The following is a 13,353-nucleotide window of genomic DNA, read 5'->3' as shown; positions in this document are numbered from 1 at the left end:
AGGCGGCCGGCTAGACGCCTTCGCCGCCCGGGCCGGACCAGGTCCTTGCGGGTGCGCGAAGCTTTGCCAGGTCGAGCAGGTTGATCGCCCGGGCGGCGATCTGGTCGATCACCTCATCCAGCGACTGTGGTTTCAGATAGAAGGCCGGCATCGGCGGGGCGATGATCGCGCCGATCTCGGTCGCTTGCAGCATCGCTCTGAGATGGCCGAGATGGAGCGGGCTCTCGCGGACCAGCAATACCAGCCGGCGCCGTTCCTTGAGCTGCACGTCGGCCGCGCGCGTCAGAAGGTTGTCGAGCTGCCCCCAGGCGATGGCCGAGAGCGTACGGATCGAGCACGGTGCCACGATCATGCCCGCGACCGGATACGAGCCGCTGGCGATCGCGGCGCCGATGTCGGAATGAAGATAGTGGCGGAAGGCGAGGGCGCGCAGCCGCGCGAGCGCATCGTGCCCGACTTCTTCGCTCAGCGTACGCTCTGCCGCGGGCGAAACCACGAGATGAACCGCGTAGTTTGGATCATCAGCCAGCAGCTCGACGATGCGCAAGCCGATTGCGGCGCCCGAGGCGCCGCTGATGCCGATGATGATGCCTTGCCGCCCGCTCATGTGAGGTCCGGTGCCGGCATGCCGGACAGGCCGAGTGTGGCCCACATCGCATCGACACGCGCGGCCACGGCGGGATCCATGGCCAGCGGAACGCCCCATTCCCGATCCGTCTCCGGCGGAATCTTCGTGGTGGCGTCGATGCCGAGCTTGCCGCCGAGCCCGGATTTCGGCGAGGCAAAGTCGAGATAGTCGATCGGCGTGTCGGTGAGCGTCACGAGATCGCGCGAGGAATCGCTGCGCGTCGAGACCGCCCACATCACGGCACGCCAGTCGCGGATGTCGATGTCGTCGTCGACCACGATCAGCAGCTTGGTGTAGCTGAACTGCGGAAGCATCGACCACAGGCCGAGCATCAGCCGCCGCGCCTGGCCGGGATAGCGCTTTTTAATGGCCGCAATCGCGATGCGGTAGGAGCAGGCCTCCGGCGGCAGCCAGCAGTCGGTCACCTCAGGGAATTGCTGCCGGATCAACGGCACGAACAGCTGGTTGAGCGCCTCGCCGATCCGCGACGGCTCGTCCGGCGGCCGGCCCGTGAAGGTCGAGAGGTAGATGGGCTGGCGCCGGCTCGTGATCGCGGTCACGCGCATCACGGGGAACTGTTCGACGGAATTATAATACCCGGTGTGATCGCCATAGGGTCCTTCGGGCGCGGTTTCGGTCGCGGAGACGAAGCCCTCGATGACGATTTCGGCCTCGGCCGGGATCGCGAGCGGGACGGTGAGGCATGGCGCGAGGTCAGGCCGCTCGCCGCGCAGGATGCCCGAGAAGCGCAGCTCGGACAGCGTCTCGGGCAGCGGCAGCACCGCGGCAAGGATCGTGGCCGGATCGGCGCCGATGACGATCGCGACCGGCATGTCGCGCCCGATCGCCTTCCATTGCTGGTGATGCCTGGCGCCGCCGCGATGCGCGAGCCAGCGGATGATGGCGCGGTCGCGGCCGAGCACCTGCATGCGGTAGACGCCGACATTCTCCTCCTGGTCGGCCGTCGCGGATTCCGGCGGCACGGTGATCACGAGTGGCCAGGTGATCAGCGGTGCCGGCTCGCCGGGCCAGCAGATCTGGACCGGCAATCTTGCAAGATCGACGTCGGGCCCCATCGCGACGCAGTCCTGCACCGGGGCCGCCGCGCGTGTGCGCGGGCGCGTCGCCAGCGCGGCGCGCGCAAGCGGGATCTTCTCGAAAGCATCCCTGATGCCGTGCGGCGGTCGCGGCGCGCGGAGCTCGGCCATCAGCGCGCCGAGCTCTCCGAGACGGTCGGGCGTGATGCCCATGCCCCACGCGATCCGCTCGACCGTTCCAAACAGGTTGGTGAGGAGCGGCATCTCCGACGCGTCGCCATCGGCCCTGACGGGCTGCTCGAACAATAATGCCGGTCCGTGCGCACCGAGCACACGCCGGTGGATCTCCGTGATCTCGTGGACGACGGAGACCTTCTCGCGAATGCGTCGCAACTGTCCCCGGCTTTCGATGAAGCGCAGGAAGTCGGACAGGTCGCGAAAGCGCGGCACATCACGTTGCAACTGGACGAGCTCCCAAAAAATCAGAGCTAGCCGGGTTGTTTTCGGTCTTCATTGTTCCCGCTCAAATACAGCGGCGTGCAATCCGTCCAGAGGTGTGGCCATGAATGATCCGTCCGCCGCATCGCCCGGCCCGTTGCCGACGATTCCGCCCCTTGTCGCCTTGGCCATGCGTCCCCTGCCTCTGCTGCCGCTGCAGCTCGTTCTCGCCGGCGTCCTGCAGGGGATCCACCGGCGTAACCCCGCAATATTCGACCGGCTCGGTGATCACGCGCGCGCGCGGTTCGGTATCAAGCCGATCGATCTGCCGTTCGCCTTCGTGGTCGAGGCCAGGCCGCCGCGCCTGTCCGTGGTGCGCGACTTGCCGCGAGGTCTGGATGCGCGGATCTCAGCCTCGCTCGCCAATCTGCTGGCGCTGCTCGAAGGCAAGGTCGATGGCGATGCCCTGATGTTCTCGCGCGAGCTCGTGGTCGAGGGCGATGTCGAGGCAGTGCTGGCGCTGCGCAATGCGATCGACGACGCCCAGCTCGATCTGGCCGAAGAGCTGTCCTCGCTGTTTGGCCCGCTGGGCGCGCCGGCGAGGCGGGCCTTCGAGGCCGCTCGCGGTCATGTGATCGGTTCAACGGGGCAGGGCGAGCAATCGAGATGATGGAGCTGATCTGTCCTGCCGGCACGCCGGCGGCGTTGAAGAGCGCCATCGATGCCGGCGCCGATGCGATCTATTGCGGCTTCAACGACGAGACCAACGCGCGCAATTTTCCGGGGCTGAATTTCAGCCGCGACGAGCTGCGCAAGGGGATCGCGCTGGCGCATGGCCGCGGCGCGAAGATCCTGGTGGCCATCAACACCTTTCCGCGCGCCTCCGCCGTCGACATCTGGCATCGCGCGGTGGACGATGCGGCGAGTGCGGGGGCCGATGCGCTGATCCTCGCGGATATCGGATTGATGGACTATGCGGCAAGGCGCCATCCGAACCAGCGTCTGCACGTTTCGGTGCAGGCTGCGGCCGCCAATCCCGATGCCATCGCCTTCTACGCCGAGACTTTCGGGGCGCGGCGCGTCGTGCTGCCGCGTGTCCTGAGCGTGCCTGAGATCGCCGAGATCACCCGGGAGTCGGCCTGCGAGACCGAGGTCTTCGTGTTCGGCGGCCTCTGCGTCATGGCCGAAGGGCGCTGCTCGCTGTCGTCCTATGCGACCGGCAAGTCGCCGAACATGCAGGGCGTCTGTTCGCCGCCGAGTCATGTGACCTACGAACAGACCGCGGAGGGGACGAAGTCCAGTCTCGGTGGCTTCGCCATCAACCGGTTCGCCGTGAGCGAGCCCGCGGGCTATCCGACGCTGTGCAAGGGCCGCTTCTCGACCTCCCAGGGCTCCGGCTATATTTTCGAGGACCCGGTCAGCCTGGACGCCACGGCGTTGCTTAAAGGCATGCGCGATGCCGGCGTGACCGCGCTCAAGATCGAGGGCCGCCAGCGCGGCCGTGCCTATGTCGAGAGCGTGGTGCGCCACTTCCGCCAGGCGCTCGCCGCGCTCGAGACCGGCAGCGAGGCCGACATCGCGAGCCTGAAGCCGTTCACCGAAGGTCAGGCCTCGACGGTTGGCGCCTATCGCAAGACCTGGCGCTAATCCGTTCGACGATGTGAGATCCGAAAGATGCAACTCAGCCTCGGTCCAGTTCTGTACAATTGGGCGCCGGAACGCTGGCGCGACTTCTATTTCCGGATCGCCGATGAAGCGCCGGTTGACGTCGTGTCCGTCGGCGAGATCGTCTGCTCGAAGCGCTCGCCGTTCTTCGCAGATCACATCCCGGCCGTGGTCGAACGGCTGCAGAACGCGGGCAAGCAGGTGCTGCTGGGCTCGCTGATTCTGGTCTCGCTGCGCCGCGAGCGCCGCCAGACCGAGGAGCTCGCGGCGGTCGAGGGCGCCGTGGTCGAGGTCAACGATCTGACCTGTCTCAGGGCGCTTGCAGGCCGGCCGCACGCCATCGGTCCGTTCGTCAACATCTACAACGAAGCGAGCGCGGCCTTTCACGCCGCACGCGGGGCGAGGCGCATCTGCCTGCCGCCGGAATTGCCGCTGGCCTCGGTGGCCACGATCGCGAAGGCTGTTCCCGACGCCACGATCGAAGTGTTCGCGTTCGGCCGGGTGCCGCTGGCCATCTCCGCGCGGTGCTATCATGCGCGCCTTCACAAGCTCACCAAGGACAATTGCCGCTTCGTCTGCGAGAAGGACCCGGATGGTCTTCTCCTCAACACGCTGGAGCAGCAAGACTTCCTGACCATCAACGGCGTGCAGACGCTGTCGCACACCTGTGCCAATCTGCTGGGTGAGGCCGGCCTCTTGCGCGAGAGCAATGTCGGATCACTGCGCCTGTCGCCGCAGGATTGTGACATGGTCGTCGTCGCCAGGACCTTTCGCGACGTGCTGGACGGTCGCGACGATGTCGAGGGTGGAAATCGCCGGCTTGCCGCGGCCTATCCGGGCGTGCCGTTCTCGAATGGCTTCCTGTGGGCCGAGCCGGGGCACGTCTACCGTCAGGCCCGATCAGGGGATGCGCAAGGCGCGGCGCAGATCGGGACTCGCTAAACGGGGCGACGCTCCGAGCGCTCAGAAAGTCGCGGCCATTGCGGCCAGCCGTCGATGGGCCCTGTCCCGCGCGGCCTCGATCGGCTGTTGCGGTCCCGTGGTTGGCCCGATCGGCACGAAACGGACATTGTCGATACCGATGAAGCGCAGGATGTCGCGCAGATAAGGCGTTGCCATGTCGATGCGGCCGCGGTTCATGCCGGTGGCGAAGTCGCTGCCGCTGGCGAGAATCACCAGCGTCGGCCGATCCTTGAGCAGCGGGAGATAGCCCTGTGACGGGTCGAACCGAAACGTCAGCCCGGGCTGGACGATGATGTCGAACCACTGCTTGAGCTTGTAGGGAATGCTGAAGTTCCACATCGGCGTCGAGATCAGCACGCGATCGGCCAACGAAAACCGCAGCGCCATTCGCTCGGCCTCGGCAAAGCTGTCGCGTTGCGTGTCGTTGAAGGCTTGCCCGTTCATCCGTGCATATTTGGCCTCGGCGATGGGGCCTGAGAATTCCGGCATCCGCTCCCGCCACAGGTCCACGACATCGAGGTCCCAGTCCGGCCGGGCCTGGCGAAAGCCGTCAAGAAAGACGCGCGCGCCGGCACTCGACTCGGAGTCAGGGCGCGGCGAGCAGGAGAGGTGCAAAATCTTTGCCACCGCTCATCCCAACGCCCTGATGACGGCATCCGCCCTCGTGACGATCGCCACGTTCTGCATGGCAAAATTAATCGACGCATTGTGCCAGTCGGCGTTCATGGTCGAGCAGCAATCTTCGGGAACGATCATGAAGTAGCCCTTGTCTGCCCCGGTGCGGGCGGTGTGCTCGACCGACATGTTGGTCCAGGCACCGGTGTTGATGATCATGTCGCGCCCGGTCGCCTTGAGGATTGTCTCCAGCCGCGTGCCCTCCCACGCGCTCATCCGCATCTTCTCGACGACGAAATCGCCGGGCCGGGGCTCGAGGCCGGAGACGGGCGCCGCGCCCCAGCTTCCACGCACCATCGCCTTGCTGTCGACGAGGCCTTCGAACAGCGGTGCGTTCAGCGTGACACCCGGCGCACCCGGCTCGACGACGAACCAGACGTGGATGATGGCGACGCCGCGGGCCCGAGCGGTCTCCGCGAGACGGCGGACATTCTCGACGACATGCTGCTGTTTCGCATGACCGGGAGCGCCGGACTCGGCGAACGCGCCGCCGTCCATGATGACGTCGTTCTGCAAATCCTGGATGATCATCGCGCAGCGCTGCGGATCAAGCCGCATGTCGCCGTCAGCGAGGATAGGCGCCGCCGGCGATGCGCTTGCCGCCTGGCCGCCGCCGCTTCGCCGGCCACTCATATAAGGCTCATGCCGCGGACCGACCTTGGTCGGGATCGCATAGACCGAGTGCGTCGCGGTCAGATACAGCGTGCGGAAATCCGGCCCGCCCCAGGCGAGGTTGGCGACCATCTCGGGCACGCGGACCTTGCCGAGCAGCTCGCCGCGCGGCGAATAGACCCAGACGCCGCCGGGCGCGGTGACCCAGACATTGCCGTGCTGATCGCACTTCATGCCGTCGGGCAGGCCGGCTTCGAGCTCGGAGCGGATGCCGCTTGCGAACACCCGCGCATTCGACAGCGAGCCGTCGGCGTTGACGTCGAAGACGCGGATCAGCGCCTGCACGGTGTCGTTGACATAGAGCAGCTTCTCGTCCGGCGAGAAGCACAGGCCGTTCGGCTGGTCGAACAGATTGCGCTCGACCACGAGCTTCGGTTCGCCGCCGGGCACGAAGCGATAGACGCCCTGGAAGCCGAGCTGGCGCGGCCGCTCCACGCCATAGACCGGCATGCGGCCGTACCAAGGGTCCGAGAAATAGATCGCGCCGGAGGAGTGCACGCAGACGTCGTTCGGGCTGTTCAGCTCCTGGCCCTGGAAGTGCGAAGCCAGCACCTCGCGCCGCCCGTCCGGCCGTTCGCGGATCAGCGACGAGGTCGCGTGCTCGCAGACGATCAGATTGAGCTCGGCATCATAGGTCATGCCGTTGCACTTGTTCGAGGGACGCTTGACCTCGGCCACGCCGCGCCGCGCATCCCAGCGCCGGCGCACGTCACCCGGCATGTCCGAGAACAGCAGATAGTGATCGACCGGATGCCAGATCGGTCCCTCCGTGAAGTCAAAGCCGGTGCCGACCTGCGCGACCGGCGCATAGGGGTCGATCAAAGTTTCGAATTCGCTTCGCAAGGTGACGTGCGTCATCGGTCGATCCCCAAGATCATCTCAAGCCGGGAACCAGTTGCGTGCGGGCAAGGACTGCACGATCGGTCCGGGGACCTGATCGTGCAGGCGCCCGACGACGTTGCCGCCTTCGATCTTGGCCGGGCGGTCGTGCACCGGCAGCAGATAGCGCGAATTGCTCAGCAGCTTCTTGATCGAGGCTTTCTCGGCGCGCTTGCTGGTGCCATGATTGCCCGTCGTGCGCGGCTCCCAATCGTGGATCTCGTTGAAGGGCGTCACGATCTGGTCGTTGAAATCGTAGATCACGTCGCCGCAGATGGTCGCAATCCCGTCGGCGGTCTCGACGATGACGTTCATCGAGCCCTCCGTATGCGCATTGGCCGCGTCGCAATAGACGCCGGGCATCAGCTCGACCGGGCCGGTGATCTCGAGGTCGAGGAAGCGCAGCGCGCTCTTGGTGTGCAGCCGGTCGATCAGGTGCTTGATGTCGGGCGCCGGATATTGCGGATGCATCAGGCCGGAGACGGAATACTCGAGTTCCTTGCGGTTGAGCACGACGGTCGTGTTCATCGGGAACAGATCGTCCTTGCCGGCGTGGTCGATGTGCAGATGGGTGTGGCACACGAAGCGGACGTCGCCCATGCGCACGCCGTGGCGCGCGAGCTGGTTCTCGATCATGTTCTCGTGGTACTGCAAGCCCCGCATGCCCAGCGTCTCCATGATCTGGTTGGAGCGGTAGCCGGTGTCGACCACGACCGGATATTTCCCCCCGAGGATCAGGAAACCGAGGGTGAGGACGCGGCGGGTGCGGCCGCAGTCGCGGCCGAGCACCAGAAAGCTCGATTCCAGCTCGATATCGCCATAGTCCAGGATCTTGATCTCCAGCGCCATTCGTTGCCCTCCCTCAACTGTTTCTTGTCTGTCAAAGCCGGTAGACGCGCGTCGCCGTCGTCTTGAAGATAGCGTCCTGCTGCTCCGCGCTGAACGGCGCGGCGGCGGTGCGAAAGGCGCCGACGAGCTCGCGATAGCTGGTCCACAATTTCTCGATGGGGAAATTGGAGCCGAACAGGCAGCGCTCGGCGCCGAAGATCGCGACGGTGTCGGTGAGCACGGCGGCGATGTGCGCAGGATCGTTGCGATGGATGAAGGTGCCGAGCCCGGAGAGCTTTGAGACCACGTTCGGGCAGGCCGCGAGCCGGGCCATACCGCTGCGCCAGGCGGCGCGGCCACCAGGAGAGAGATCCTCCAGCATGCCGGCATGCTGGAGGATGAAGGTGACCTCGGGGCAGGCTTCGGCCAGCGCTGCGGCGTTCGGCATCTGCGGGGTGAACACCTGCAGGTCGAAGCTCCAGCCATAGTCGGCGAGGCGCGCGACGTTGCGGCTGATCATCGGATCGGTGCAGAGATCCGGGCGGGCGGCAAAGCGATAGAGCGGGTTCTCGTGCCAGTGCAGCTGCATGCGCACGCCGCGCACCAGCTTGTAGCGCTTCAGGCGATCGAGCTGCGGACGCACGTCGTCCACGACGAAATTGGCATAGGCGACGATCGCGTGCGGCCAGCCGTGTTCGTCCGCAGTCTGCTGCACCCACGCGGCCTCGTCCTCGAAGCGGTCGTTGGCCCAGTTGGTTTGCACATAGACCGAACGCGTGACGCCGGTATCCTTGAGGTCGTCGAGATATTCCTGGATCGGATAGTCGCGCCGGATCGGCTCATAGGGTCCGAAGATGCGCGGCTGCATGGGGCCGGTCAGCCAGGGCAGGTCGGCCTGCCGCCAGATGTGATGATGGCCGTCGACAATGTCGCTCACGCCGCTCTCCTTCGTCCCAACGCCAGAATATGCGCGACGATCGACGCGCTCGAACCGCCATCCACGAGGTCGTCGACGAAGCGCTCGATGGCGACGAGCGCTTCGGTCTGCGGGCGGAAGTCGGGGCCCGTCGCCAGCGGCGTCAGCCAGCTCAGGCGCCAGGCCCGCCGCGACAATTTCGCGACGGCGTCGCGAAGCGCATCGGTCTCCCCACGCTCGAGTCCATCGGAGACGATGATCACGGCGGCGCCGCGCGCATAGCCGCCGAAGCGGGGCACGGCGAGGAAGGCCTGGAGTGCGTCGCCGATGCGGGTGCCGCCGTCCCAATCGCTGACCAGATGCGCGGCGGCGTTCATGGCCTGCTCGCGGCGCTTCAGTCGCAGCGGGCGGGTGATGCGGGTCAGCCGCGTGCCGAAGGTGAAGACCTCGACACTGGGCGCGGCCTGCACCAGCGCATGCGCGAGCTTCATGTTCTCCTCGGTGCGGCCCTTCATCGAGCCGGAGACGTCGATCAGCAGGAGCATCTTGCGCGGACGCTGGCGCCGCTTCATGTGACCGAGCCGCAGGATCTCGCCGTCGCTGCGGACACTGTCGCGCAAGGTGCGGCGGAGATCGGCAAACGGTCCGCGGCGGGCGCGCATGCGGCGATGGCCGCGCCGTCGCGGCAGGCGTCGCGGCGCCTCCCGCGTCAGGCGGCGCAATGCGTCCGTGCTCGAGGCCGCCCTAAAGCGGCGCTCGACCAGCGCCTCGCTTTGGGTCGCGGTGAGGCCGGACTCATTGGCCTCGTCGGAGAGCAGGGGGGCCTCGTCGCCGCGGCCCTCTTCCTGGAGGCGGACTGTCTCGTCGTCCTCGCCCTCGTCGGCTCGCGCGATGGCCTCGCTGCCGCGGAAGTGGAGATCGAACAGCCGGTCGAAGGTCGCGCGGCGCTCGGGCGGCGGCGCCAGCGTCGCGAGGGCGGCTTGCCTGACGTGCTCGATGTCGCGCGGGCCGAGCAGCTCTATCGCGGCGAGGAACGTGGTGGTCTGCTCCGTTGCGACGGCAAAGCCGTTCGCGCGCAGCAGCGGGACGAAGGCGACGAAGATGCGCGCGGCGCGCGGGAGCTGCGGTTCGTCGCTCATGCGGTCGCCTCCGCGAGCATGGCGTCGAGCCGCGGCGAGATGAAATGCAGATCCTCTTCGTCCTTCAGCGCCACGCCGATCGAGCGCTTGAACGCATCCGGCCAGCGGGCGCCGCCCTTGTGCAGCAGCGTCGCGGCCTCGGCCCAGTCGACGGCCTCGGCAATGCCGGGCGCCTTGCTCAGCGGCTCGCGCCGCAGCCTCTCCACGGCTGCGACGACGGCGCGGGCCGTGGCCTCGGCGACGCTGGAGGCGCGCATCATGATGATCCGCGCCTCGCGCTCCGCGGTCGGATAGTCGATCCAGTGATAGACGCAGCGGCGGCGCAAGGCCTCGTGCAGATCGCGCGTCCGGTTCGACGTCAGAACGACCACGGGGCGCTCCGCCGCGCGAACCGTGCCGCGCTCGGGAATCGAGATCTGGAAGTCGGAGAGGAATTCGAGCAGAAACGCCTCGAACTCCTGGTCGGCGCGGTCGATTTCGTCGATCAGCAGCACGGTGGAATCGGGCGCGCGGAGCGCGGCCAGCATGGGACGCTCGATCAGGAAGGTCTCGCCATAGATGTCGATGCTCTCGTCGCCGGCCTGGCGGATCGCCAGCATCTGGCGCGGGTAGTTCCACTCATAGAGTGCGGCAGAGGCGTCGATGCCCTCGTAGCATTGCAGGCGGATCAGGCGGCGGCCGAGCACGGCAGCGATTGCTTTTGCCGCCTCCGTCTTGCCGACGCCTGGCGCGCCTTCCAGCAGCAACGGCTTGCCGAGCGCGAGGCCGAGATAGGCGGCGGTCGCGAGACCCTCGTCGGCGAGATAATAGGCCGCGCGCAGCGCCTTCTCCAGCGCCTCGGGGCTGTCGATGCCGACGATGTTGCTGCGAACCGCCACGGCCGTTCCTCTAGCGCCGTGCCTGCGGCCGCGCGCCGCCCTGAGCCTTGATCGCGCGCAGCACCTTTTCAGGCGTGATCGGCAGGTCGTCGATGCGCACGCCGACGGCATTGAAGATCGCATTGGCGACGGCCGGCAGCACCGGGTTGGCGCACATCTCGCCGGGGCCCTTGGCACCAAAGGGGCCATCGGGAGCGGGACGTTCCAGCACCGCGATATCGTGCGGGCAGATGTCGCCGGGGCCGGGCATCAGATATTCGACGAAGTCGCGGGGGCCGTGAATGGGATCGGGATAATAGGGCTCCGGGGTCTCATAGAGCGCGTGGCTGACGCCCATCCAGGCACCGCCGACCAGTTGCTGCTCGACCAGACGCGGGTTCAGCGCGCGACCGAGCTCATAGGCGGAATCCATCCGGACCATCGCGACATCGCCGGTCTCGTCGTCGACCTCGACCTCGGCGACGAGGCAGGCATGGGCGTAGCAGGTCGCCGGCGACATCTCGCCGGTCTCCGGATCGACGTTGGAAAGGGGAACCAGAAAGATGCCGCGGCCCGAAATGGTCTTGCCCTGCTTGAACTGCGCGGCAATCGCGACGTCCTTGGTCGAGATCGAACGGTGCGGCGCGCCCTTGACGTGAATATTGCCGCGGCCGTCGGTGTCGAGATCGGCGGCATTGACCTCGAGCTCTTCAGCCGCCGCTTCCATCATCACGCCGCGGGCCTCGCGCGCCGCGGCCATCACGGCATTGCCGACCCGATGGGTGCCGCGCGAGGCGAACGAGCCCATGCAGTGCGGGCCGGTGTCGGAATCCGCCGTGTCGACATAGACGTCCTCGACCGGCACGCCCAGCGTCTCGGCGCAGATCTGCCGCGTCACCGATTTCATGCCCTGGCCGAGGTCGATCGACGACAGCGCCACCGTGAACTTGCCGCTGGGATTGGAGTGAACCAGTGCCTGGCTCGGGTCGCCGCCAAGGTTCATGCCGATGGGGTAGTTGATCGACGCCATGCCGCGTCCGCGATGCCTGGTCATGTCAGCGTCTCCTGGTGCCGAACACCGACGAGAACCGCGTCGCGCCGTGCGATGGCGCGGCCGGGCGTGGTGGGGGAGGCGGCGGTGCCGGCGGGGGTGGATCGCGCGGCGGCTCCCGTGTCGCGGTTACGGGTGCACGGTCGTAGCTCGTGCGCTGCTGTGCAGGCGCAGCCGGACGTGCGCGGGACTCCGTTGCGGTCGGCGGGATCACCGCGCGGCTGCCGCCGCCGTCCTTGCGCGAGGAGGCGCGCTTGAACTCGTCGCGGATCGGCCATTTGGCCTTCTCGGCCGCGACCTGAACGCATTCGATCAGCGCGGTGTTCTTGGCCTCGCGCCGGTGCGCCTTCATGTCGCCGTCGCGATAGGCGTTCAGAATGCGAAACTCCATCGGGTCCATGCCGACGAGGTTTGCGAGCTTGTCCATCTGGCATTCGATCGCGAAGTCCATCGCGGTGACGCCGAAGCCGCGCATGGCCGTCGCGGGCGTGCGATTGGTGAAGACGCAATAGACGTCGCCATAGACGTTTGGGATGGTGTAGGGGCCTGGAAGATGGGCGGCGCACTTCACCGCGGCGTAGCTGGAGAGTCGCGTATAGGCGCCGCTGTCGAAAAAAGCGCGGATCTTGCGCGCGACGATGCGGCCGTCGCGCATCACGCCGTCCTTGATGTAGATGCGTTCGGCGCCGCGCGGCGGGCCGTACTGCATCTCTTCCTCGCGCCCGAACACGTAGCGGACGGGCCGTCCCGTCAGCATTGCGCCGAGGATGGCGAGTGGCTCGGTCAACGTGTCCACCTTGCCGCCGAAGCCGCCGCCAACGGTGCCGCCGATGAAGTGGAACGTATTGGAAGGCACGTCCAGAATCTTGGCGCAGGTGTCGACGGAGAAGAACAGCGCCTGGGTCGAGGTGTAGACGACGTAACGGCCGTTGGTGTCGGGTGCCGCAATGGCGCCGTTGGTCTCGGTCGGCGCGTGCTCGATCGGGGACATCTGGTAGCGCTGCTCCAGCACGTGGTCGGCGCTGGCGAGCGCCGCGTACGCATCGCCGAAGCGCAGGCGCTGGTGATCGTAGACGTCGTGATAGATGAAGGCGTTCTTCGGATAGGTCTCGTTGACCACGGGGGCGCCGGGCTTCAGCGCGTCCTCGACATCGAACACAGCCGGGAGCGGCTCGTAGTCGACCTTGACCCTCGCGATGGCCTCGAACGCTTCGCGCTCGCTGTCGGCGACGATGGCGAGGATCGGCTCGCCCTTGTAGCGGACCTTGTCGACCGCCAGCGACGGCTCGTCATCCTTGCCGAAGTTGATCAGGCTGAGCAGCGTGTTGAGATTGACCGGCACGTCGGTGCCACGGATGATCCGGCGAACGCCGGCCGAACGTTCGGCCTCGGTGGTATCGATGCGACGGATCCTTGCATGGGCCTGGGTCGAGCGCACGACCTTCAGGTGCAGCATGCCTTGCAGCTTGTGATCGTTGAAGTAGCTCGACGTGCCCGTGACATGGCCGAGCATGTCCTGGCGCTGGGTGCCCTTGCCGATCTCCTTGAGGTTATCGTCGCGCTCGTCGGCGAAAATGTCCTTGCGCAGTTCCAGCATGGTTGACC

At 66.8% G+C, this 13,353-nt stretch carries 13 protein-coding genes; 3 read left to right on the top strand and 10 right to left on the bottom strand.

Going from position 1 to position 13,353, the window contains the following annotated elements:
• Positions 1-10: 10 nt before the first annotated feature.
• Positions 11-607, bottom strand: a complete 597-nt coding sequence (locus tag XI03_RS31580) for a UbiX family flavin prenyltransferase (protein ID WP_038973247.1) — start codon at positions 605-607, stop codon at positions 11-13.
• Positions 604-2,127 carry a UbiD family decarboxylase gene (locus XI03_RS31575; RefSeq protein WP_271594289.1) on the bottom strand — a complete coding sequence of 508 codons (1,524 nt, stop codon included), beginning with the start codon at positions 2,125-2,127 and terminating at the stop codon, positions 604-606. Before XI03_RS31575 ends, XI03_RS31580 begins: the two co-directional genes overlap by 4 nt.
• 100 nt (positions 2,128-2,227) lie before the next feature.
• On the opposite strand from XI03_RS31575, the gene ubiT reads away from it, so the two are divergent.
• From ubiT to ubiV, 3 genes are read left to right on the top strand one after another with little or no spacing between them, the layout of a single operon-like run.
• Complete coding sequence (gene ubiT, locus XI03_RS31570) at positions 2,228-2,773, top strand: ubiquinone anaerobic biosynthesis accessory factor UbiT (RefSeq protein ID WP_271594288.1); 546 nt, start codon at positions 2,228-2,230, stop codon at positions 2,771-2,773.
• Complete coding sequence (ubiU, locus tag XI03_RS31565) at positions 2,773-3,750, top strand: ubiquinone anaerobic biosynthesis protein UbiU (RefSeq protein WP_028143778.1); 978 nt, start codon at positions 2,773-2,775, stop codon at positions 3,748-3,750. Before ubiT ends, ubiU begins: the two co-directional genes overlap by 1 nt.
• Before the next feature lie 27 nt (positions 3,751-3,777).
• Positions 3,778-4,710 carry a ubiquinone anaerobic biosynthesis protein UbiV gene (gene ubiV, locus XI03_RS31560; protein WP_271594287.1) on the top strand — a complete coding sequence of 311 codons (933 nt, stop codon included), beginning with the start codon at positions 3,778-3,780 and terminating at the stop codon, positions 4,708-4,710.
• 21 nt (positions 4,711-4,731) lie between these two features.
• Here the strand turns inward: ubiV and XI03_RS31555 are convergent, their stop codons facing one another.
• From XI03_RS31555 to XI03_RS31520, 8 genes are read right to left on the bottom strand one after another with little or no spacing between them, the layout of a single operon-like run.
• On the bottom strand, positions 4,732-5,358 hold the full coding sequence (locus XI03_RS31555; RefSeq protein ID WP_038973245.1) for an FMN-dependent NADH-azoreductase: 627 nt from the start codon (positions 5,356-5,358) through the stop codon (positions 4,732-4,734).
• Positions 5,359-5,361: 3 nt separating this feature from the next.
• Positions 5,362-6,936 (bottom strand): isochorismatase family protein, encoded by a 1,575-nt coding sequence (locus tag XI03_RS31550; protein ID WP_271594286.1) that lies wholly within the window; start codon positions 6,934-6,936, stop codon positions 5,362-5,364.
• A gap of 21 nt (positions 6,937-6,957) precedes the next feature.
• Positions 6,958-7,806, bottom strand: coding sequence for an N-acyl homoserine lactonase family protein (locus XI03_RS31545; protein WP_028143774.1), 849 nt, complete (start codon positions 7,804-7,806; stop codon positions 6,958-6,960).
• Positions 7,807-7,837: 31 nt separating this feature from the next.
• Complete coding sequence (locus XI03_RS31540; protein WP_271594285.1) at positions 7,838-8,722, bottom strand: amidohydrolase family protein; 885 nt, start codon at positions 8,720-8,722, stop codon at positions 7,838-7,840.
• A complete protein-coding gene (locus XI03_RS31535) occupies positions 8,719-9,840 on the bottom strand; it encodes a vWA domain-containing protein (protein ID WP_271594284.1) in 1,122 nt (373 codons plus the stop codon). The genes XI03_RS31540 and XI03_RS31535 overlap by 4 nt, the downstream gene beginning before the upstream one ends.
• Positions 9,837-10,718 (bottom strand): AAA family ATPase, encoded by an 882-nt coding sequence (locus XI03_RS31530; protein WP_028143771.1) that lies wholly within the window; start codon positions 10,716-10,718, stop codon positions 9,837-9,839. Before XI03_RS31530 ends, XI03_RS31535 begins: the two co-directional genes overlap by 4 nt.
• 10 nt (positions 10,719-10,728) lie before the next feature.
• On the bottom strand, positions 10,729-11,751 hold the full coding sequence (locus XI03_RS31525) for a xanthine dehydrogenase family protein molybdopterin-binding subunit (protein WP_028143770.1): 1,023 nt from the start codon (positions 11,749-11,751) through the stop codon (positions 10,729-10,731).
• Position 11,752: 1 nt separating this feature from the next.
• A complete protein-coding gene (locus tag XI03_RS31520; protein WP_271594283.1) occupies positions 11,753-13,345 on the bottom strand; it encodes a xanthine dehydrogenase family protein molybdopterin-binding subunit in 1,593 nt (530 codons plus the stop codon).
• Between the last annotated feature and the right edge of the window lie 8 nt (positions 13,346-13,353).

The sequence above is a fragment of the Bradyrhizobium sp. CCBAU 65884 genome, assembly GCF_028128835.1.
Lineage (GTDB): Bacteria > Pseudomonadota > Alphaproteobacteria > Rhizobiales > Xanthobacteraceae > Bradyrhizobium > Bradyrhizobium ottawaense.
The sequence above is the reverse complement of the archived record's forward strand: the minus strand, read 5'-3'. Positions and strand labels throughout refer to the sequence as shown.

Coding starts and splice junctions, on each gene's coding strand:
- ubiT (WP_271594288.1), top strand. CDS start 2,228: ATGAATGATCCGTCCGCCGCATCGCCCGGCCCGTTGCCGACGATTCCG.
- XI03_RS31545 (WP_028143774.1), bottom strand. CDS start 7,806: ATGGCGCTGGAGATCAAGATCCTGGACTATGGCGATATCGAGCTGGAA.
- XI03_RS31580 (WP_038973247.1), bottom strand. CDS start 607: ATGAGCGGGCGGCAAGGCATCATCATCGGCATCAGCGGCGCCTCGGGC.
- XI03_RS31550 (WP_271594286.1), bottom strand. CDS start 6,936: ATGACGCACGTCACCTTGCGAAGCGAATTCGAAACTTTGATCGACCCC.
- XI03_RS31535 (WP_271594284.1), bottom strand. CDS start 9,840: ATGAGCGACGAACCGCAGCTCCCGCGCGCCGCGCGCATCTTCGTCGCC.
- XI03_RS31520 (WP_271594283.1), bottom strand. CDS start 13,345: ATGCTGGAACTGCGCAAGGACATTTTCGCCGACGAGCGCGACGATAAC.
- ubiV (WP_271594287.1), top strand. CDS start 3,778: ATGCAACTCAGCCTCGGTCCAGTTCTGTACAATTGGGCGCCGGAACGC.
- XI03_RS31525 (WP_028143770.1), bottom strand. CDS start 11,751: ATGACCAGGCATCGCGGACGCGGCATGGCGTCGATCAACTACCCCATC.
- ubiU (WP_028143778.1), top strand. CDS start 2,773: ATGGAGCTGATCTGTCCTGCCGGCACGCCGGCGGCGTTGAAGAGCGCC.